The sequence below is a fragment of the Paenibacillus sp. cl141a genome, assembly GCF_900109305.1.
Classification (GTDB): Bacteria; Bacillota; Bacilli; order Paenibacillales; family Paenibacillaceae; genus Paenibacillus_AQ; species Paenibacillus_AQ lautus_A.
In genome coordinates this window covers 50,950-70,836 of the sequence record NZ_FNZO01000004.1, presented here as the reverse complement: position 1 = coordinate 70,836, position 19,887 = coordinate 50,950, and the positions used below count along the sequence as shown (strand labels likewise).

The window sequence follows — 19,887 nt, the reverse complement described above, 5'->3', positions numbered from 1 at the left end:
GGTCTCTATCATGGAACATGGAAAAACGGAAATAATCGAAAGAGGGGGAGCATCCATGAAACATGAAGGCCATACGCATATCGGTCCGGAAGCCGTCGCTGCCAAGCGCCGGCGGTACGGCTATCCTTGCACGGCGCATTTCTACAGCGAACCGCCACAGATCGTCGGCGGCAAGATGCATACGCTTTACGGCCATGACGGCAAAGCTTATATCGACTTCTTCACGGGCGTGTCGGTCGTTGCCTGCGGCCATTGCAATGAAGCCATTACGGCGAGAACGATCGAACAACTGCAGACGCTGCAGCATACGTCAACCATTTACCTTACCCAGCCGATGGTGGACCTGGCGGAGCGGTTGGCGAACGGCGTTTTGCCGGGCAGCTTAAAGCGTACGTTCTTTGTGAACAGCGGCTCCGAGGCGAATGAAGGCGCGCTGCTCGCCGCGCGTCTGCACACGAAACGCCGCAGCTTCCTGGCGCTGGAATACGGCCTTCATGGGCGCACCTTCCTGACCATGAACGTGACCGGCATTCCGATGTGGCGTGCCGACGATTTCCTGGATGAAGACGTGGCTGCGTTTATTCCACGACCATATGATCCTGGCATGGATCAGGATGCCGCTGCCCGCCGCTCCCTGGATGCCTTGTCGAGCGTGCTCGCTGCAAAGGGAGACAGCTTTGCTGCCATGATCGTGGAGCCGATCCAAGGCAACGGGGGAATGATCGTGCCGCCGGATTGGTATTTCCGCGAGCTGAAAGCGATGCTGGAGGAGCACGGCATTCTCCTGATTGCCGACGAAATCCAGACAGGCTGCGGCCGCACCGGACGCATGTTCGCGATCGAGCATTACGGCATCGTGCCTGATATTCTCACCATGGCGAAGGCCTTGGGCAATGGCGTGCCGATCGGCGCGTTCTGCACGACGGATGAGATCGCCGCCAGCCTGAATCGTCCCTCCGCCTCGACCTTTGGCGGCAATCCGGTATCATCGGCCACGGCGCTTGCCGTATTGGATTACATCGAGCAGGAAGGCTTGGTCGAACGTTCTCGGCGCGTTGGCGGGGGGCTCATCGAAGGCTTGAGGGAACTGCAGGGCCGGTACGAGCTTATCGCCGATGTCCGAGGCAAAGGGTTTATGGCCGGAGCCGAAATCCGGGGTGCGACCGACGAGGAGAGCGCAGCATGGACGGATATCATTCTGGAGCGCATGAAGGACGAGGGCTTTATTATCGGCAAGAATGGGTTGGGCCGAAACGTGCTGGCCTTTCAGCCCGCCATGATCATCCCGGAGGAAGAGATCGAAGCGATGCTCCGTGCCTTGGATAAGGTGCTGGCAGGGTTATCCCAAACATAAACGAATGAGGTTGGATCCGGATGCAGATGATGTATAAAGTCGTTCATAAGACCAAAATGTTCGGAGAACTGGTGATGTTCTCCCACACGCTGTTCTCGCTGCCCTTTGCGATCATATCCATGGTCTGGGCCGCCGGCGGCGTGCCGTCATGGCATGTCATGTTATGGTCGTTGATTGCGCTGGTGGCCGCCCGCAACGGAGCCAATGCCTTCAATCGCGTCGTCGATTTGAAGTTCGACGCGGCCAACCCGAGAACGGCGGGCCGCCATATGCCAAGAAAGCTTCTGCTGCCTCGCGAGGTGTACGTATTTGTGGTCGTTAACTTTGCCATCTTTATTCTCGCGGCAGGCATGCTGAATCCGCTCTGCTTGGGGCTATCACCGGCAGCGATTGTGCTGATCTGCACGTACTCGTACACCAAGCGCTTCACCTGGCTGTGCCATCTGTACCTGGGCTTCACGATCGCTTCGGCTCCGATCGGGGCATGGTTTGCCGTAACGGGGGAGTTGGCCTTCATTCCGTTTATCATCGGCACGGTCGTGATGCTGTGGATTGCGGGCTTTGATATCATCTACGCCACGCAGGATATCGAATTCGATCGCAGCACCGGCTTATGGAGCATTCCCCGCGCGTTTGGATTAGAAGGCGGACTGCTCATATCCAGAATGCTGCACGGGATTATGGTCATGCTTCTGCTTTTCCTTTACTTTATCCAAGGTTTGGGCTGGCTCTACTTGACGGGAATTGCCATCTCGGTGCTGCTGCTGGCCGTGGAGCACCGCATCATCAAGCCTTCCAGCCGCAGGCGGATGCAGCTTGCCTCCTACAATCTGAATCAGGTGATTAGTCTGACGATTCTGCTGTTTACTTTGGCGGATCAGTTTTTGCTCGGATAAAAAAACTCCCTTCGACTGCCGGCCCGCATACTCGGGCTCGATGGCATTCAAAGGGAGTTTCGTGTTTATTGCCCGGCTTTCAAGATCGCAAAGCCGTAAGCAGGCAGCTTCACGGTCAGCTGGCCTTGCTTCGCGCTGAGGCCTTCACCGTTCCACAGGTTCGTCCACTGGCGGTCCAGCACAGGGAGGGTCATCGTGTTGCCCGCCTTGTCGTTGTTGACGGCAATGAGGATCGTTTCATTGTCGTCCTCGCGCAGGTAAGCGATTTTGCCCCCGTTCTTCTCGGCCTTCAAAAATTTGAAGGTTCCCGTACGGAGAGCGGAATGCTCTTTGCGGAGCTTAATGAGCGTTTGGTAGAAATGGAAGAGGTCTTTGTCGTGTTTCGACTCGTCCCACTCCATGCATTTGCGGCAGCCCGGATCGTGCCCGCCGTCCATGCCGATTTCGTCGCCGTAATAGATGCAAGGCGTGCCGAAGTACGTGAATTGGAACATGGCGGCCAGCTTCATCAGGCGTTTGTCGCCGTTCGCCTGCGTTAACAGTCTTGCGGTGTCATGGCTGTCCAGCAGGTTGAACATCACTTCGCTGGCCTGTCTTGGATAGCCGGCAAGCTGCTTGCCGAGCATGAACGAGAACTTCTCGGCATCGGCGGTACGGTTGATGAAGAAATCCAGTACGGCATTCGTGAACGGGTAGTTCATGACGGCGTCGAACTGGTCGCCTTCCAGCCAGATGGAGGATTCATGCCACACTTCGCCAAGGATGTAAGCATCCGGGTTGGCTTTTTTTACGACTTGGCGGAATTCGCGCCAGAAGCTGTGTCCCACCTCGTTGGCCACATCCAAGCGCCAGCCGTCGATGCCCGTTTCCTTGATCCAGTACTCCGCCGCCTTGAGCAGATAAGCCCGGACTTCCGGATTCTCCGTATTCAGCTTCGGCATCAGCGGCTCGAACGCAAACGTATCGTAAGTCGGAATGCCGTCCACCACTTCCAGCGGCAAGGAGCGAACGTAGAACCAATCCTTGTATTTGGAGTTCAAACCGTTCTTCTGCACGTCGACGAACGGGGCAAACGTTCTGCCGGAATGATTGAAGACCGCATCCAGCAAAACGCGAATTCCGCGCGCGTGGCACAGATCGACGAGTTTCTTCAGCGTGTCCTTGTCGCCGAACTGCGGATCGATTTCCATATAGTCTTCGGTATCGTATTTATGGTTTGTCGTTGCCGTGAACAGCGGCGTGAAATAAATCGCATTGACGCCGAGCTCGCTTAAATGGTCGAGATGGTCGATAACCCCTTGGAGGTCACCGCCGAAGAAGTTCTTCGGCGTCGGCTCGGCACTGCCCCAAGGCAAGGCGCCTTCCGGGTCATTGCTCGTGTCCCCGTTCGCGAAGCGTTCCGGGAAGATTTGATAGAAAATCGCGTCTTTGACCCAAGCCGGCGGATGAAAAACGTCATCCGGATTGATGAACGGGTATTCGAACAGGCGGTCCGGATTGGCCGGCGGCTCCGTCAGGAAGTCATATTCGGTCATCCAGCGCTTCTCGTCGCCCTGCTGCAGCAGGAAGCCGTATTTCAAGCGGCGGTATGGAGGAGTTGCCTCACACTCCCAATAGTCGAACATTTCATCCGAGGACAGCTTGGTCATCGGAATGTATTCCATCGTTTGATCCCACAGATACTTGTCGCCTGCAAGGGCATACACTTCGGTTAGGTCGTCCTTTTTGGTGCGGATTCTGAGATGGATGGTCGTGCCGTTATAAGCGTAAGACCAGTTTTTGCGCGGGCGATGATAGATGGCTTCCAGAAACATCGATAATTCCTCCTTAAATAGTAAAATAAAAAAAGGCACAGCCAGGACTATGAATAGCCGAGGTTGTACCTTTGTAAAGATAACATTGCCTTTAAATTATGAGGTTTGAATCGGGTTGCTTATGAATTCATTAGCTGATTAAAAATATACCACGCGTTCTGAGCGTATTCAAGCCCTAAGTACAAGTGGCTGATCTCCATGCTGCATCGAAGCCGGAACGACCAGGTTCTAAAGCGAGATTTTGCCGGGAGGGGCAGTCAAGAGGAAAGAGGCGGCGTTTGTTGTATAATAAAGGGATAAGGACAAGTCTGACAAGCCGATACGCAATAAGGAGGACAACATATATGCAATACGACGATCAGATGAAAAACCGGATCAAGCGGATTGAAGGACAGCTTCGCGGCATTTTGAAGATGATGGAGGAAAACAAGGACTGCAGGGAGGTCATCACGCAATTATCCGCTTCGCGTACGGCAATCGACCGGACCATTGGCGTTGTCGTAAGCTCCAATCTGGTGGACTGCGTGCGCAAGGCCGAAGCGAACGGCGAGGATACGGAGAAGCTTGTGCAGGATGCCGTTAATTTGCTTGTAAAGAGCAGGTAGGGGATGAAGGACGGGCGCGGCAAAGGCTAGGAAATTGGTAAACGGACAAAATGGGTAAAGATAAGATGACGGCTTTACGAAAAGGAGGGTACTCAGATGTCCGTGAATGAACGAATTATACTAGCCAAGCGGCCGCAAGGCATGCCGAAGGAGTCGGATTTTACGTTTGAGGAGCAGCCTTTGCCCGTACCTCAAGCCGGAGAAGTCCTTGTACGGACCGTGTATTTATCGGTAGACCCGTATATGAGGGGCAGAATGAGCGATGCCAAGAGTTATGCCAAGCCATATGAGGTAGGGCAGGTTATCGCCGGAGGCGCAGTAGGGCAGGTCATGGAATCGACGGATCCGACCTATCGGGAGGGCGATTTTGTTGCAGGCACCTGGGGCTGGCAGCGCTTTGCCGCCGTACGGACCGGGACGCTGCGCAAGGTCAACCCGGATCTGGCACCCGTCTCGACCGCGCTGGGCGTGCTGGGGATGACCGGTTTGACGGCTTATTTCGGACTCCTGGATATCGGTCAGCCGAAGGAAGGGGAGACGGTGGTTGTATCGGGCGCCGCTGGCGCCGTTGGCATGATTGTCGGGCAGATTGCCAAGATCAAGGGAGCCCGGGTGGTCGGTATTGCCGGTTCTGACGAAAAGACCGGATACCTGACCGGGAATCTCGGCTTTGACGTTGCGATCAATTACCGGACCGAAGATGTGGCTTCGGCTTTGGCGGAAGCTTGTCCGGGCGGGGTTGACGTCTATTTTGACAATGTTGGCGGCGAGGTGTCGGATGCGGTGCTGCGCCTGATCAACAAAAATGCGCGGATCCCGATTTGCGGCCAAATCGCGCTCTATAACCTGGAGAAGCCGGATACGGGCCCAAGAATCCAGAGCCTGCTGCTGACGAATACGGCACTGATGAAGGGCTTTCTGGTCGGTGATTACGCCAGCAGGTACAATGAGGCGCTGCAGGAGCTGGCCGAATGGCTAAGGGATGGCAAGATTCAGTACACCGAGAATATCGTCGACGGCTTCGACAAGACGATTGAGGCGTTTCTGGGGCTGTTCTCCGGAGAAAACCTCGGGAAACAGCTGGTGAAGGTAAGCGAAGAACAAAGCTGATCCTCTGACATACCAAAAATAAAAGAGTGCCGATTTCACGACTTCGCAAGTCTCCTTGGAGGGAGCTTTGCGGCCGGAAGGGCAATTGCCTCCCGGATGGCGTGATCATCGGCACTCTTCTTTTTGCGGTTAAACTAAGTTTCATGACTGGTTTACGACGGGCATGTCCGCTATATCGCCGCCTCCGGCGTCATGAACTGCTGATACTGGCGGTACATCGAAATGCGCCAATGGACAATCATGCCGTAAGCCAGCATAAAGAACAGCGCCGCGGTCTGCGGGATGGAAATATGCTGTTCAATATATCCATGGAGCAGAAGCCTGACGGCCAGCAGGCCAAGCAGAATGTACACGAAGCTTTTCGATCTCTGCATGAAGATCTGGCCGTCAACCTTCTCGAATTTGGTGCTGCGAATCAGTGGATAGGAGAAGATGAACCAGCCTACCAGAAAGGCGATTCCCGCCCACCATAAAGGGATGCGTACCTGCGGCTCAACGAACATCAGAAATCCGGTGCTCATCGCTACGGGAGGGATGATAATCTTCTTGACGGTGACGGGACGGTTGCTCGCCTTCATTCGAATGAAAATAACGGCCAGCGCCATAACCAGCATCGCGATCGTAGAGCCTATCTGAAGAATTGGGGAATCGAAATTAACCACAATTCAGACCTCTTTCCATAAATAAAATGACATCACAATGTGCTGCCTTATGATTATAGCACATTCTGATGCCAGGCAAAATCAGGCAGGCGCAGGAGGTACGGCCCTTCTAGCGCCGTCCGTCTTGAAGATGGAGGCCGGTGACGAAACTCCGGATCATGAAATCCAGGCTGTCGTCAACACTCAGATCCATGGCGAATTGGCCCGCGCGTTCCAGGGAAGAGAAGCCGTGGCATAGGCTGCGAAGGGTCCGCACGGCATGCAACGCTTCCGCCTCGCTGAGCTGGTAAGGAGCCAGGATTTGAAGCAGCAGCTCGACAATCTGATTGCCTACACGCTGCGTCTCCTGCTCTTCGGGACGAACCGGCTGCAATGCGGCTTCGTACAATCCGGGGTGTGTTCGAGCAAAGTCGACATAAGTAAGGCACACAAGGCGCAGGGCATCTTCGCCCGACCGGCCGGCGGCAGCCTTCAGCAGTTGGTCATGGAGCGTCTGGAGACCATGCCGCATCAAGGCGGCATGCAGACCGGAAAGCCCGTCTACGTGGTTATACAGGGAAGGGGAGCGAACCCCCAGCTTGGCTGCAAGCGCAGCCAGGGTCACCGCGTGAAGTCCCTCCCGATCCGCTAATTCGGCAGCGGTTTGAAGCAGTTGAAGCCGATCGATGCCGGGTCTTGGACTCATCGTGCATTCCTCCTCAACGTTGATTCGGCTTCCGCAACGGCCTGCTGCATGGCATCCGCCGGATTTCTCAGCATCCGTCCATGGCCGACAGCCAGAACGGCGGGCTTGAGCGCGGTAAGCATTCCGGCGCTTTCCAAGGCCTGCTCCTTGTTCCAGGTGGCCATGGCCGGGAACGGAAACCACGGTTTCATGACGCCCGATACGGCCAATCCGCCACGCGTCTGCCAAGCATCGCCGGCGATCAGGATGCCGCTGCGCTCATCGAGAAACGCCATATGCCCCGGCGTGTGGCCTGGAGTTGCGATGGCCTTGAGGGAACCAATGGAGTCCCCGTCCTCCAGAAGAACGTCCGGAACGGTGGTAATGTTCTTCGGGATATCCCCGCGTATCGGCGTTTGCGGCTCTCCGGGCTGGAGCTCGGCATTTCCTTTCAGCAGCAGCGCATCGCGCCGTGAGATGCAGACCGAGGCATTCGGAAGCTCCTTCATCAACCCGTCGAGCGCACCGACATGGTCGCCGTGAGCATGAGTCAACACGATCCGTTTAATGGGTTTTCCGATATCGGCCGCAGCCTGCAGGATTCCCTTTTGGGAAAATGACATCCCTGCATCGATGAGGGTAATCCCATCGCTTTCTTCTACTAGGTAAACATTAATCGGAAAAAGGCGAGGAAGAAAAGAAATTTGAGTCACCTGTTCAATCGTCGTTCTTAACATAAAGCCGTACCCCTTTCGCTTAAAACTAATATTATCAGTATAATAACTAATGGTATTAGTTTTAGCAAGCCTGATTTTAACATTTTCATGAATAGAGCCTTTGAACCACTAAAATTTTTATATATTTACCAAATTTTGAGTGCAATTTTCGTCGGTTTGCGTTACCATAAAGATAGATATACGGAAAAAAATGTAGATTGTTTAGATGAAGGGTGAGGGGCGGAACGATATGGATATGTTCAAACGCATCGTACTTCTGATGGTGATGTATGCCTTCTCCGCAGTTCTGTTATACGTAGCCAGCCAGCACACGCCATATCTGCTTCCTGTCATCTGGATTTCCGCTCTGATGCTGCTGTTGTGCGGCATCGGTTATCTGGGGTACCATTATTTCTTTAAAGGACGCAGAAGACGAAGTTAATTGGGACTGACATCCAAGTCTGCCTTGCCCGGGCGGGCTTTTTTTGTGCATAAAAATAAAAAAACCGTTTGAATGGCACCGCAGTCTTTATATAGAGTGAAGTAAACAGCGAGGCAGGTCGAACGAGGGGAAGGTATATCGGATGTTGGAAACTAAAGAGCTGGCGGCTGCGGCATGCAGGGGAGACGAGGAAGCGTTCTATGCACTCGTCACCGAGCATCGGAGGCGCCTATACGGAATTGCGTACAGTTATCTGCATAACGAGAGCGACGCTTTGGAGGTATTGCAGGAGACGGTATGCCGGGCGTGGATGAAATGCCGGAAGCTGAAGCATCCGGAGGCGTTCGTCCCTTGGCTCATTCGGATATTGATTAACTGCTGCGTGGATGAACAGAAACGGAAAAAGCGCATGGTTCCCGTAGAAGAAGTGCGCAGCCGGGAGACGGCTGCGGAGATGGTCAGCGACAGCAAGCTGGATCTGGAGCGTGCGCTGAGCCGCATAAAGCCCAAATATCGCCATGTGCTGATCTTGAAATATTACCAGGACATGACGATCAGCGATATCGCGCATATTCTCGATGTACCGGAGGGAACGGTCAAAACCCGGCTGCATCAAGGATTAAAGCTGCTTCGGCAAAAAATCGAGCCAGGAGGTGCCGTATTCCATGTATGAGAAGGAAGAGCGGATGCTGAACGAGATGAATAGGGATGCGGGGATCTACACGGCGGTTGTGTCCGATGAAGCATTGGATGCGGCCGTTCGAAGCGGAATGCGGAGAGGACGGCGCATGCAGCGGAGCCGGAAGCGGATAGCTGCCTATTCTGCAATGATCGCCACCGTAGCTGCCGCAATGCTGTTCGTGGTATGGGGCGGAGATGGAGGCATCGTGGAGCCGAAGGAGCAAATGGCGGCGCAAGGGCCGTACCCGCCTTTGACCGGGTTTGATCTCGGTGAAAATATTACGCTGAATACGGCTAACCAGCACGGCATGATCCAGCCGGTGAATCAATCGGTGACCCGGGGGGATTATACGGTAACGCTGAACGGGATACTTGTAGGCTCCCAGCAGATGGAGGTGTTTTATACGATCCAAAATGATGCAGAGTATCACGCGGACCTAAAGCGGGTCGAGATGAAGCGTAAGGGCTCCAGCCAGTCGCTGCCATACAGCATCGGGTCGTCGGGTGGAACCCGGATTAAGCCTGGCCAAACATTCCGTTCCCGATCGGACATTCATATGGGCGAGAACCAAGCCGTACCTGAAGAAATGACGTTGTCTTTTAGCATCGCCCCCTATTCAACGAATACGGTGCATCAATCCTCGGCAGAGGGCGAGCAGGTCCTCGATATCGACGTATCCGTTGATATGGAGACCGTCCAGAAATTTACCCGCACGATTCCGCTCAACAAAATGCTGCAGATTGAGAGTCAAAGGTTCTATTTGAAGGAAGCCGTGTTATCCCCTGCCGGCATCGTCTTGAAAGCGAACATCCCTTCCAGCAATACGATGAAGGTATCGGGTTTATGGGACGTGTATTTGGAAACCGTGGTTAACGGCAAGCAGGTCCGATTGAACAGCGATTCCGCATTTTTGCCCGGTGCGGGGGGAGGGGACATGACGTATTTCTTTGACAGCAATATATTGGAGAATCCGAAATCGATCACGCTGAAAGCGAGCGGATTCCAAGCGGTGGACCCCTCCGAGATGAAACTGGTGATCGATACGGATAAGAAGGAGATTCTCCGTGCACCGGACGGCGATCTTCGGTTCGGAGCATACACGGGACATACGCTGACAGTGGAATACGAGGAGCGGGCTGACCGGCATATGGGCAGCGTATCGATTGAGCCGGAGTTCGTGGACGGGGAAGGGAAGAAGCATACGATCAATGAGGACGCAGGGGGACTCAGTTCCTCGTCCCGATCCTCCTCGGATACCGGAATAAGCCTCATCACGCAGTATATCCACCTTAAACCCGGGGATTACCCGCAGCCGCTCACGTTCACGTTAAGCAGTTACCCTGGCGTCATGGAGCAGGCATTCGAGGTACCGATTCGATGAGATTAGAGATGCTGAAAGCTCATCAGAATGACTATTGCGCCGAATGCTATGGTTGCTTTTCCCATAAGTTTTAAGTACCATATTCTCAGATCGCTGGGTTCCGTGTCATCTCCCGTTCTTCTGAACCACCAAGAGTACGGGTTGCGGATGGCATATATGCCGATCCCGATGAGTGCCAGACCCATGAGCAGCACAGAAATGAAAGCGAACATTTGATCAGCCCCTCTCTTAAGAGTTACTACGAATGGTTTTAGCAGTAAGTTCCCGCTGCATGAAAAATAGGATGGTCCGAAATTTAGGACGTAAAGGAATTGAGGACACGAAAAAGGAACCGCCCCCGACCATGAAGGCCGGAGGACGGTTCCTTTTTCTCATTTATTTAAATCCTGGATCATGGGTCGATGCCGCTATTCCCTGCGCTCGGTAGGGGAGCTTCCTGCCGGTCCTTTAGCATCCAGCAGCTCGATCAGAGCTTTGGGCACTCCGTTGAGGATCAACCATTGGCGAAGCGTTTCGATGGCACGGATATGGCCGTTGCCTTCATCCCGCCAGGTCAGCAGCTCGACAACCTTAATGACGAGGAGCATCAGCTCCATTTTGTCATGCTCGGTTTGGTCTGCGCGGATTTTTTGGAATACGGCTTCTTTCTCCCAATCAAGCAATATCTCTTCCCCTATGGTCGGTCGCATGAGTGAATAGCTGTAATCGCACTCCGGGCAGTGAACCGTGGCGAACTGTTCGGATGTGAACGTAACCCCGATTTCCGTTTGACACTGGCGGCAGTGGAATTGGACTTGAATTGCCGAGTTCGTTTCCATGTCTATGTTGCCTCCTTCGAAGAGAAAGGTATCTACTTTTACCCAATAGTCGGTAACTGTGACCCATCTTCCCTTAAGGAGCTGTTTGAAACATGAAAAAGAATCGCCCTCAATAGGCGATTCTTTAAGGATAAAAGTCAGCGTTTCCTTCTACTCTGGGAGCTCTTCACATGGGTGAACACATTATAGAGGAAAGCGAGAACGCCCAGCGTTACGAGAATGCCACCCACGGCAATGACCGGCTCTACCGATTCGATGCCGCTCATCAGCAGGGCAAGACCGATCATCATGACGGGCAGACCGATATTGTGCAGCCAGAAATGCACTTTGCCGGCAATAGACTCCCCGGCAGCCGGGAACAGAACATAAATAACGCCTGCCAGAGCCAGGGATGCCCAGCCCAGAAGATTGACGTGTGCGTGAACCGAGGCGTAATCGTAGCTGTGAGTGATCGACATGTACATGCCGAGCAGCACCCCGAGCACAAAGTAAACAGCGGCGATTTTGATTAATTTAATCCCCATAAAACCCCTCCTTTATGGATTACTATTATGATATATGTTACCTGGGGCGAAGTAGACCTAGACGGAGGAGGATTTACTTAAAGAAGATGCAAAAAAAGAAACCGCGAATTTCCCTTGCCGGGAATTCACGGTTATTTCGTAAGCCTTAATTATCTCAGCATCCGCAATCTATTCAAGCTCCAGCACATCATAGATCAGCCATTTGCCTTCGGTTTTCTTGAGCCAGTAGAGCGACGTCGAATAGATCGTTTCGCCGTCCGCATCATCGCTTTCTTCGGCATAAACGACGGTGTCTTCTCCTTGGAAGAAGACCGTCCGAAGCTCCTCTGATTTGAGGTTGAAATTCACTTCATCGAAGATGCCTTTCTCAATGCTGGTTTGGAACATCTCGTGGAAGACCGAGTCCGGGTGAATGACGGACATGAGCAGCGGGCCATTCTCCTCATTGAAGCCCTTGTACTGAATGTCGATGGACTCCACGATGGCTTTCTGCTCCGCTTCCGGCACTACGGGACGAGCTTCAAGCAGTTTGTCTCCGAGGAGATATTCTGTCTCGTACAGGTTCAAATCATAGATTTTCCATGCGCCGGACGCATCCTTCTTCAAGAGATTCTCGTAATGGAGCGTAACATCCCATGCAAACGGCCCGCCGACGCGGTCTAGGCTCACACTGGTGTAGGCATGGATCGACGTTCCGGCTACCGTTACATCCCATACGTCCGCGGATACATGTTTGTCGTTCTTGAATTGATCCTGATAGTTTTGCTTAACCTCCGCAAGAACGGGAGATTCGGGGTGGAATACGCTCATAACCTCGTCCAGTTTCTTGGCGCTTCCAGCCTCTTCAATGATATGGTAAAGCTTCTTCACCTCGTCTTCGGCTTTGGCGGTCGCACCCTCGCGGTCAATCTTGACGGTACGCGCCTTGGAATCCCACTTTACCGGGAGTCCAGTGGCTTCAGCCACAAAACGAAGGGGAACCAGCGTGTTGCCGCCTTGAGTGAAAGGAGCGATCTGCAGCGTGGTTTTTGCGCCATTGACATAGGCGGTTTTCTGCCCGATCGTCATCTGCAGCTTCTGATCGAGATATGTACCCGTCACCTGCTTGTTCGCGCCGTTCCAATGGACCTTATAATCCAGGGCTTGGAACAAAGGGCGGAATTGAACGAAAGTGACTCCGTTCTTCATGATCGGCGCCGCCGCAAATTGAATTTCCTGGTTATCGAGATAGACCCGGATTTTCCCTTGATCCTTAGCCGGAGCGGCTTGGGCCGCGCTTGCGAACAAGAACAGGAAAGCGATAGCCAGTAGGCTGATTTTTTTCTTCAATGTGCTGTCATCTCCTTCAACGAATGATAGAATAGAGAGGTAATTGTGGTAATCGTACATGATAAAACCAATGGTAGCAATACATTTCTTTAGAGGCAATGATTGGTAGTGGCAGCGCGGTGACGGCTTGCCGGAACGACTTGTAAAAAGGCGGTAGGCATGGGGCTCCGATGGGTAATACATAGTAAGAATCAGGCCGGGCCAACCGGATCATTCATCAGACAAAGGAGTGGATCACATGACAGCAGGACAGGAACTGATATTTTACATAGGAACCTATGGTTCGGAAGAAGAGAATCGCATTCATTGGGGGGCGATGGATCGGGCTACCGGCGAGCTGCGCCTGTTAGGCGGTACGGCAGGCATCGAGAACCCGACCTATCTGGATTTCGATGACTCGATTTCCGTATTGTATGCAGCGAGCGAGAAGGGCGAAAGCGATGTGTCGGCTTATTCGGCCAATCTGGTCACCGGCGAATTGACGCTGCTGAATGTTCAGTCTACCGGCTCGTCCGGCGCGTGTCATGTATCCCGCACAACGGACGGGAAGCATCTGCTTACGACAGGGTACGGCGATGGACAGATTTCGGTGCTGGCATTGGAGCAGGACGGACGGGTCGGCGAGCTGGCCTCCAAGATCAAGCACAGCGGACGCGGCCTTCGTGATGACCGTCAATCGGAGGCGCATCCCCATTCGATATTCCAAGACCCGGTCAACAAGTATATCCTGGTCAGTGACCTGGGGATGGATGACGTGATTGTGTATCGGCTGGAAGACGGAAAGCTGGTGACCCACCGCGAGATCAGCCTGCCGCCAGGCTCCGGCCCGAGGCATGTGGCTTTTCATCCGTCAGGCAAGTGGGTATACGGCACGAACGAGCTGAACAGCACGGTAACGGCATACGCGAACGACGCAACGTTCGGGGATCTGAAAATATTGCAGCACATCTCGACCTTGCCGGAGGACGTCGTGATGGATAGCAATACATCGGCCCATCTGCTGGTTTCTCCTTGCGGCCGTTACCTGTATGCCTCGAATCGGGGGCATGACAGCATCGTCCAATATGTAATCGACCAGGAATCCGGTACGCTCCGTGCCGTCAACTGGGTGTCTTCCGGCGGCAAAACGCCGCGCCACTTCAATATACTGCCGGATGGCTTCCTGCTTACGGCGAATCAGGATAACGGATTGATCGCAAGCTTCCGGATCGACCCGGATACGGGGAATCTGGTTTCTACGGGCTATACGTTGGAAGTCACGCGCCCGGTGTGCATTTGTCCCGTGGAGAAGGCAAAAGCAAACCAACGTTAACTTATATGGAAGAAGAAGCAGCTTGAACACCCGGAAAGGGAATCAAGCTGCTTCTTTTATTCGCGTCTCCTTGCTCCAGCGACGGACAAGGAACAAGGCGTCGAATACTCTGTTTTCGTGTGTTTCAGCTAATGAAAGATTAACTGAATGAATCCTTAATGAGCAAAAATATGATTGCCGATCTGCAGCACTTGCGGCCTGGACCAAATCCAGTCGCTGGTTGCGGTTTTAGGATTGAAATAATACAGGGATTCGTAAGTCGGATCCCAGCCGCGAACGGCATCCAATGCGGCAAGATAAGCGGAACGGTTCGGCGTCAGCCAGTATTGTCCGTCATCCACGGCCGTAAAAGCCCCTTTTTGAAAGACGACGCCCCGAATGTCATTCGGAAATTCGCTGGATTGAATGCGGTTCATGACAACGGCCCCGACCGCAACCTGCCCTTTGTAAGGCTCACCGCGGGCTTCGCTGTAAATGACTTTGGCCATGACGTCCATTTCAGATTGATTCAACGTATATTTTTTCAGCTGTCTCCATGTTTGCGCACCGGTAATACCATCGGCGGGCACGCCGTATTCTTTTTGAAAACGGCTAACGGCTGCTTTCGTGTTTGCGCCATATTTGCCATCCAGCGGATGCGTGTAGAAGTCCAGCGTTTTCAGGCGATATTGAAGGTCCCAGACATCCCCGTTTTCACTGCCGGGCTTTAACAGCGGAGCGGCCTCCGTCGTTTGGGCGAATGTCGGCAGGATCAGAAGAACACTAAGAAAAAAAGCAGATATGATTTTCCGTATTGGCTTTCTTATCGTGATCAACTCCTTTGGGGTAGAATTATAAGGCTGGAAACGGGTTCATACAACCATCAGTAAATGGAAATCCGCGCCGTGACTGCGTTTGTTGCACCAAAAATGGTTCTATGGACCGAATGGCCCTAAACTTGAAATTTTTTGAAAAAAAGGTTTGACAGCAGAAGGGGGACTTATTACAATAGCAACATAACATACTAAACAGGTAGGAATTATAATATATTGTTCTCACCGTATCGACGGAGGAACGCTCGAAGAACCAGGGCAGGCACGGTTGCAACCGGCTTGACTCTGTTCCGACGAGCCTTCCTCCGTCTTTTTTTGCCATGGGGCCTGTTTAGTAGAGAAGAATAGGGGGAGTGATCCATATGAAAAAGGTGTTGAAGCAAGGGGTTCTCATCGGATTAACATTCATGCTGACGGCGGCGCTGACGGCTTGCGGCTCACAGAAAACAGAAACGGCCGCAACCGCCGGCGAAGCAACGCCTGCTTCGGGTTCAAGCAAGCCGAGCGTGGAACTGCTTAATGTTTCTTACGATCCGACCCGGGAGTTATACGATCAGTACAACAAGGCATTCGCGGCGCATTGGGAGAAGGAACAAGGCCAGAAGGTGACCTTTAAGCAATCGCACGGAGGTTCGGGCAAGCAAAGCCGTTCGGTTATCGACGGTTTGGAGGCGGATGTGGTGACACTGGCCCTCGGATACGATATCGATGCGATCCGCCAGGCCGGATTGATCAATGAAGGCTGGGAGAGCAAGTTTGAGCATAACAGCGCGCCTTACACCTCGACCATCGTTTTCCTCGTCCGCAAAGGAAACCCGAAAGGCATCCAGGATTGGCCGGATCTGATTAAGGAGGGCGTGGAGGTCATCACGCCGAACCCCCAGACCTCCGGGGGTGCACGGTGGAACTACCTGGCGGCATGGGGTTATGCACTCAAGGTTAATAACAACGACGAAGCGAAAGCGCAGGAATTCGTGAAAGAGCTGTTCACCCATGTACCGGTGCTGGACAGCGGCGCACGGGGAGCGACAACCACCTTTGTGGAACGCGGAATCGGTGACGTGCTGCTGGCTTGGGAGAATGAAGCCTATCTCTCGATTAACGAGCTGGGACCGGATAAATTCGAAATCGTGAACCCGTCCGTCAGCATTTTGGCAGAACCGCCGGTTGCCGTCGTGGATAAGAACGTTGACAAGCGCGGCACCCGGGAGGTGGCCGAAGCCTATCTGGAATACCTGTACAGCGAAGAGGGGCAGACGATTGCGGCGGAGAACTACTACCGTCCGACGCTTGCCAGCGTAGCCGACAAATACAAGGAGAAATTCCCGGCCATCGAATTGTTTACGCTCAAGGATGTGTTTGGAACATGGGAAGAGACGCAAACCAAGCATTTTAATGACGGCGGCATCTTTAATCAGATTTACGTGCCAGGAAGCTGATCGGCATAACCGCCGAAGGCAGGAAAGGATGAGTGGATATGACGGTACTCCCCGTACGGAAGCAAGGCAGAAATCATCGCAGGGTGCTCCCGGGTTTTGGAGTCGGCATGGGGCTGACTGTCCTTTATATGAGTTTGGTTGTGCTCGTGCCGCTATCGGCGCTGCTACTTAATCAAACCGGATTGACCTGGGAGAAGTTCTGGTCGGTTGCAACCGATCCGAGGGTGCTGGCATCCTACCGGGTCAGTCTGACGACGGCGGCGCTGGCCGCATTCGCGGATATGATACTGGGACTGCTGCTGGCTTGGGTGCTGGTGCGGTATGATTTCCCCGGGAAAAAATGGTGGGACGCCCTGATCGATTTGCCCTTCGCCCTGCCAACGGCCGTGGCGGGGGTAGCCTTAACGGCGATCTATTCCGCGAATGGCTGGATCGGATCACTGCTGGAGCCGCTTGGCATCAAGGCGGCGTTCTCTTCCTTGGGCATCACGCTGGCCCTGATGTTCATCGGCATACCGTTCGTGGTGCGGACGGTACAGCCGGTGCTGGAAGATGCGGAGCGGGACACGGAAGAGGCGGCAGCCACGCTCGGGGCAGGCCGGTGGCGCACGTTCCGCACCATCATTCTGCCGACTCTGATCCCGCCGCTGCTGACCGGGTTTGCGCTCGCTTTTGCCCGGGGGATCGGAGAATACGGCTCCGTTGTCTTCATATCGGGGAATATGCCGATGAAGACGGAGATTGCGCCGCTGTTGATCATGACGAAGCTGGAGCAGTTTGACTATGCCGGCGCTACGGCGGTTGCCTTGATTCTGCTGCTCATCTCTTTCGCGCTGCTGCTCGGAATCAATCTATTACAACACTGGACGCGGAAAACCGCGCGCTAGGGAGGGGGATCTATATGGCTGGAACCGTACCCGCTGCCGTCCCGGCAGGGAAACGAGGCACATCGCCCTCTCCGGCTGCAGCGGAGAAAACCTGGGTGAAATGGACCTTCATTAGTTTGGCTGGCCTTGTGCTTCTGTGGCTTATTGTGCTGCCGCTCATTACGGTGCTGTCCGAAGCGCTTAAGAAGGGATGGGAGGTTTATATCGCAGCCTTGTCCGATCCCGATGCCTTGTCCGCGCTGCGGTTGACCTTACTGGTGGCGGCGATTGCGGTACCGCTGAATTCGATATTCGGCGTCATCGCGGCTTGGACCATAACGAAGTTCCGCTTTAAAGGCAAAAATCTGCTGATTACGCTGTTGGATTTACCGTTCGCGGTATCGCCGGTTATCGGAGGCCTCATCTTCGTGCTAATTTTCGGCCGTCAGGGTTGGTTTGGCCCTTGGCTCGAAAGCCATGATATCAAGATCATATTTGCCGTGCCCGGCATCGTTCTGGCTACGTTATTCGTCACGTTTCCTTTTGTGGCCAAGGAGCTGATCCCGCTGATGGAGGACCAAGGGACGAAGGAAGAAGAGGCGGCTGTAACGCTCGGCGCCAAGGGCTGGCAAATCTTCTGGCGGGTCACCCTGCCCAATATCAAATGGGGACTGCTGTACGGCATCATTCTGTGCAATGCCAGGGCCATGGGCGAGTTTGGGGCCGTGTCCGTCGTATCCGGCCATATCCGCGGAGAGACCAATACGCTGCCCCTTCATGTCGAGATTTTGTACAATGAGTATCAGTTTTCGGCATCGTTCGCGGTGGCCTCCTTATTGCTGTTGTTAGCCGTGATTACGCTGCTGCTTAAAAATTGGTTTACGCGAAAAAATGCCCATTGACAGTCGTTTCCAACCCATGCTAAGGTTAATTCATACTATATAGGTTGGAAAAGAATGAATAATGAATGGTCGTTTACATTGTGAATGTCACTTCGGCTGATGAAGATGAGTGAATAAATGAGGGCTTTGCCCGGTGAGGAGGCGTATCCATGGCTAAACCATTAAAAGTGGATGAAATGTGGCTCGAGCGCATAGCAAGCCTGCTGAACGACATGGAATTCGGTTCGCTGCAAATCGTAGTGCATGAGGGTCAAATCGTTCAGATGGAACGAACGGAGCGCAAGCGTTTCGAGAATACGGCCTCCGGAGCGGTCAAGACGTCAGGATCGTCCCGGGCATCCGGCCAACAGCGAAGAACGAATACAAGATGACCAAGCAAAAGCTGTCAAGTACCGTAAAAAGAACTTCCGCCAGATAACGTGAAGTGCAGCCTGTCCAGTCGACATGGAAAAGACACCAGGAGTGTTGACCAAGTGGACAGGGGAACGCGCTTCGGTAATCATAGCGGAAGTTCTTTTCTATTAGAGATAGAGTATACGAATAATGCAAACAGCCCGGCCGTTGTATCGGCCGGGCTGTTTGTCAATCGCTTTTATGTATCAGGCATCTTATCGCGACCGGAGCGGGCTGCTGCCGATCTCCGGCTCGCCTGCGCCTGTTGTTTCGCCTAGAGGATCGTGATCCCCAGCAGGATGAAGGAACTGCTCCATCAGCTCCGGATGGCCGGCGTAGGGCCGCTCACGCCGCTTACGGGTGGCCGTTACCCGGAAACCCGCCAGATAGAGCAAGCATTGGGTAGCCAGAACGTAAGGCGAGGCTTCGCCGCCGATCAGATTAAATAAGGCCGAAGCCACAATCAGCAGGTGCAGCACGGTATAAATCATGCCATGCGTTTTTCTTCTGGAATCCATCAATAAACGATAGAAAGAGATCGTGGCAATGATATTGGAGAGCCATAAACACCAAACCTCGGGGCTTGCCCAGGCCGAGGTTTGCCTGAGTTCCTCCGCAAGGACCGCCGTCCATAGGAGTGCGGCACCCAGTGAAAGGGCAGGTACGGCAGGTTTTAGGAGCAGCCACAAGCCCATCCCCCAGCCGGGCTTCTCCAGCCGTCCCACCAGCTCGTCGCGCTCCTTCATGAGTCTGTTGATCTCGCGGTCCAGCAGCTTGTGAAGCGTCGTCAATCGGGATTCATCGCGATCGCTTAGAAAGATATCCATTTGTTCGTGAAGCTCACGCGTCAACAGGTCAGCGGATTTGCATTCCTGCAGAAGCCGGATCAGCAGATCCTCGGGGACGGCCGTCCGGGTCGGTCGATGGATAAGCGTGCCAAGAAGCCCTGCCAGCCTGGCGTAGACCGTCAAGGTCTGACGAATGCGAGCGAGCGAATCCTTTCGTGCACCGAGCAGCCGGGACGCACTGTATATGTACAGGCCCGCAAATACCGCAGTGGCAAGAAGCGCGGCCACGAGCCCGTCCAGCGAGCCAAAGATATCAACCATCCATTCCGTAAGGGACAAGCGGATCCCTCCTTCAATATTCTACCTTTCACTATTGCA

At 53.7% G+C, this 19,887-nt stretch carries 22 protein-coding genes; 12 read left to right on the top strand and 10 right to left on the bottom strand.

Going from position 1 to position 19,887, the window contains the following annotated elements:
* The first annotated feature begins 55 nt into the window (after positions 1 to 55).
* A complete protein-coding gene (locus BMX45_RS13100; RefSeq protein ID WP_090910403.1) occupies positions 56 to 1,354 on the top strand; it encodes an aspartate aminotransferase family protein in 1,299 nt (432 codons plus the stop codon).
* Positions 1,355 to 1,374: 20 nt separating this feature from the next.
* The gene (locus BMX45_RS13095; RefSeq protein ID WP_090910047.1) at positions 1,375 to 2,250 is read left to right on the top strand and encodes a UbiA-like polyprenyltransferase; all 876 of its coding nucleotides are present in this window, start codon (positions 1,375 to 1,377) and stop codon (positions 2,248 to 2,250) included.
* A gap of 65 nt (positions 2,251 to 2,315) precedes the next feature.
* On the opposite strand, the gene BMX45_RS13090 is transcribed toward BMX45_RS13095, so the two are convergent.
* On the bottom strand, positions 2,316 to 4,064 hold the full coding sequence (locus BMX45_RS13090; RefSeq protein ID WP_012818819.1) for an alpha-glycosidase: 1,749 nt from the start codon (positions 4,062 to 4,064) through the stop codon (positions 2,316 to 2,318).
* Between the two features lie 344 nt (positions 4,065 to 4,408).
* Here BMX45_RS13090 and BMX45_RS13085 point away from each other — a divergent pair, with 344 nt between their 5' ends.
* Positions 4,409 to 4,669, top strand: a complete 261-nt coding sequence (locus BMX45_RS13085; protein ID WP_012818820.1) for a metal-sensitive transcriptional regulator — start codon at positions 4,409 to 4,411, stop codon at positions 4,667 to 4,669.
* Between the two features lie 96 nt (positions 4,670 to 4,765).
* Positions 4,766 to 5,779 (top strand): NADP-dependent oxidoreductase, encoded by a 1,014-nt coding sequence (locus tag BMX45_RS13080; RefSeq protein WP_090910046.1) that lies wholly within the window; start codon positions 4,766 to 4,768, stop codon positions 5,777 to 5,779.
* Positions 5,780 to 5,949: 170 nt separating this feature from the next.
* Here BMX45_RS13080 and BMX45_RS13075 read toward each other — a convergent pair whose 3' ends face one another.
* The 3 genes from BMX45_RS13075 to BMX45_RS13065 form a co-directional block, all read right to left on the bottom strand.
* Positions 5,950 to 6,441, bottom strand: coding sequence for a cytochrome c biogenesis protein CcdC (locus tag BMX45_RS13075; protein WP_009595968.1), 492 nt, complete (start codon positions 6,439 to 6,441; stop codon positions 5,950 to 5,952).
* 109 nt (positions 6,442 to 6,550) lie between these two features.
* Positions 6,551 to 7,126, bottom strand: a complete 576-nt coding sequence (locus BMX45_RS13070; protein WP_012818822.1) for a TetR/AcrR family transcriptional regulator — start codon at positions 7,124 to 7,126, stop codon at positions 6,551 to 6,553.
* Positions 7,123 to 7,842, bottom strand: a complete 720-nt coding sequence (locus BMX45_RS13065) for an MBL fold metallo-hydrolase (protein WP_090910045.1) — start codon at positions 7,840 to 7,842, stop codon at positions 7,123 to 7,125. Before BMX45_RS13065 ends, BMX45_RS13070 begins: the two co-directional genes overlap by 4 nt.
* A gap of 229 nt (positions 7,843 to 8,071) precedes the next feature.
* Between BMX45_RS13065 and BMX45_RS13060 the strand changes: the two genes are divergently transcribed.
* The 3 genes from BMX45_RS13060 (at position 8,072) to BMX45_RS13050 (ending at position 10,326) form a co-directional block, all read left to right on the top strand.
* The gene (locus BMX45_RS13060; RefSeq protein WP_009595964.1) at positions 8,072 to 8,263 is read left to right on the top strand and encodes a hypothetical protein; all 192 of its coding nucleotides are present in this window, start codon (positions 8,072 to 8,074) and stop codon (positions 8,261 to 8,263) included.
* A 142-nt stretch (positions 8,264 to 8,405) separates the two neighbouring features.
* On the top strand, positions 8,406 to 8,936 hold the full coding sequence (locus BMX45_RS13055; RefSeq protein WP_090910044.1) for a sigma-70 family RNA polymerase sigma factor: 531 nt from the start codon (positions 8,406 to 8,408) through the stop codon (positions 8,934 to 8,936).
* Positions 8,929 to 10,326, top strand: a complete 1,398-nt coding sequence (locus tag BMX45_RS13050) for a DUF4179 domain-containing protein (RefSeq protein ID WP_090910043.1) — start codon at positions 8,929 to 8,931, stop codon at positions 10,324 to 10,326. Before BMX45_RS13055 ends, BMX45_RS13050 begins: the two co-directional genes overlap by 8 nt.
* 2 nt (positions 10,327 to 10,328) lie before the next feature.
* Here the strand turns inward: BMX45_RS13050 and BMX45_RS13045 are convergent, their stop codons facing one another.
* From BMX45_RS13045 to BMX45_RS13030, 4 genes are all read right to left on the bottom strand, one after another.
* On the bottom strand, positions 10,329 to 10,538 hold the full coding sequence (locus BMX45_RS13045; RefSeq protein ID WP_090910042.1) for a DUF6199 family natural product biosynthesis protein: 210 nt from the start codon (positions 10,536 to 10,538) through the stop codon (positions 10,329 to 10,331).
* Positions 10,539 to 10,733: 195 nt separating this feature from the next.
* Positions 10,734 to 11,144, bottom strand: a complete 411-nt coding sequence (locus tag BMX45_RS13040; protein WP_090910041.1) for a hypothetical protein — start codon at positions 11,142 to 11,144, stop codon at positions 10,734 to 10,736.
* Between the two features lie 137 nt (positions 11,145 to 11,281).
* A complete protein-coding gene (locus tag BMX45_RS13035) occupies positions 11,282 to 11,668 on the bottom strand; it encodes a cytochrome-c oxidase (protein WP_090910040.1) in 387 nt (128 codons plus the stop codon).
* 168 nt (positions 11,669 to 11,836) lie between these two features.
* Positions 11,837 to 12,997, bottom strand: coding sequence for a copper amine oxidase N-terminal domain-containing protein (locus tag BMX45_RS13030; RefSeq protein ID WP_090910039.1), 1,161 nt, complete (start codon positions 12,995 to 12,997; stop codon positions 11,837 to 11,839).
* Between the two features lie 238 nt (positions 12,998 to 13,235).
* Between BMX45_RS13030 and BMX45_RS13025 the strand changes: the two genes are divergently transcribed.
* Positions 13,236 to 14,309 (top strand): lactonase family protein, encoded by a 1,074-nt coding sequence (locus BMX45_RS13025; RefSeq protein WP_090910038.1) that lies wholly within the window; start codon positions 13,236 to 13,238, stop codon positions 14,307 to 14,309.
* Positions 14,310 to 14,464: 155 nt separating this feature from the next.
* Here BMX45_RS13025 and sleB read toward each other — a convergent pair whose 3' ends face one another.
* Positions 14,465 to 15,124 (bottom strand): spore cortex-lytic enzyme, encoded by a 660-nt coding sequence (gene sleB, locus BMX45_RS13020; protein ID WP_090910037.1) that lies wholly within the window; start codon positions 15,122 to 15,124, stop codon positions 14,465 to 14,467.
* A 359-nt stretch (positions 15,125 to 15,483) separates the two neighbouring features.
* Between sleB and BMX45_RS13015 the strand changes: the two genes are divergently transcribed.
* From BMX45_RS13015 to BMX45_RS13000, 4 genes are all read left to right on the top strand, one after another.
* Positions 15,484 to 16,560 carry a sulfate ABC transporter substrate-binding protein gene (locus BMX45_RS13015; RefSeq protein ID WP_090910036.1) on the top strand — a complete coding sequence of 359 codons (1,077 nt, stop codon included), beginning with the start codon at positions 15,484 to 15,486 and terminating at the stop codon, positions 16,558 to 16,560.
* Between the two features lie 38 nt (positions 16,561 to 16,598).
* Positions 16,599 to 17,447 (top strand): sulfate ABC transporter permease subunit CysT, encoded by an 849-nt coding sequence (gene cysT, locus BMX45_RS13010; RefSeq protein WP_090910035.1) that lies wholly within the window; start codon positions 16,599 to 16,601, stop codon positions 17,445 to 17,447.
* 14 nt (positions 17,448 to 17,461) lie between these two features.
* Positions 17,462 to 18,328: a sulfate ABC transporter permease subunit CysW gene (cysW, locus tag BMX45_RS13005; protein ID WP_090910034.1), complete on the top strand. Its 867-nt coding sequence runs from the start codon at positions 17,462 to 17,464 to the stop codon at positions 18,326 to 18,328.
* Between the two features lie 149 nt (positions 18,329 to 18,477).
* Positions 18,478 to 18,699: a YezD family protein gene (locus BMX45_RS13000; RefSeq protein WP_009595967.1), complete on the top strand. Its 222-nt coding sequence runs from the start codon at positions 18,478 to 18,480 to the stop codon at positions 18,697 to 18,699.
* Positions 18,700 to 18,936: 237 nt separating this feature from the next.
* Here BMX45_RS13000 and BMX45_RS12995 read toward each other — a convergent pair whose 3' ends face one another.
* A complete protein-coding gene (locus BMX45_RS12995) occupies positions 18,937 to 19,848 on the bottom strand; it encodes a hypothetical protein (RefSeq protein ID WP_090910033.1) in 912 nt (303 codons plus the stop codon).
* Positions 19,849 to 19,887 lie beyond the last annotated feature (39 nt).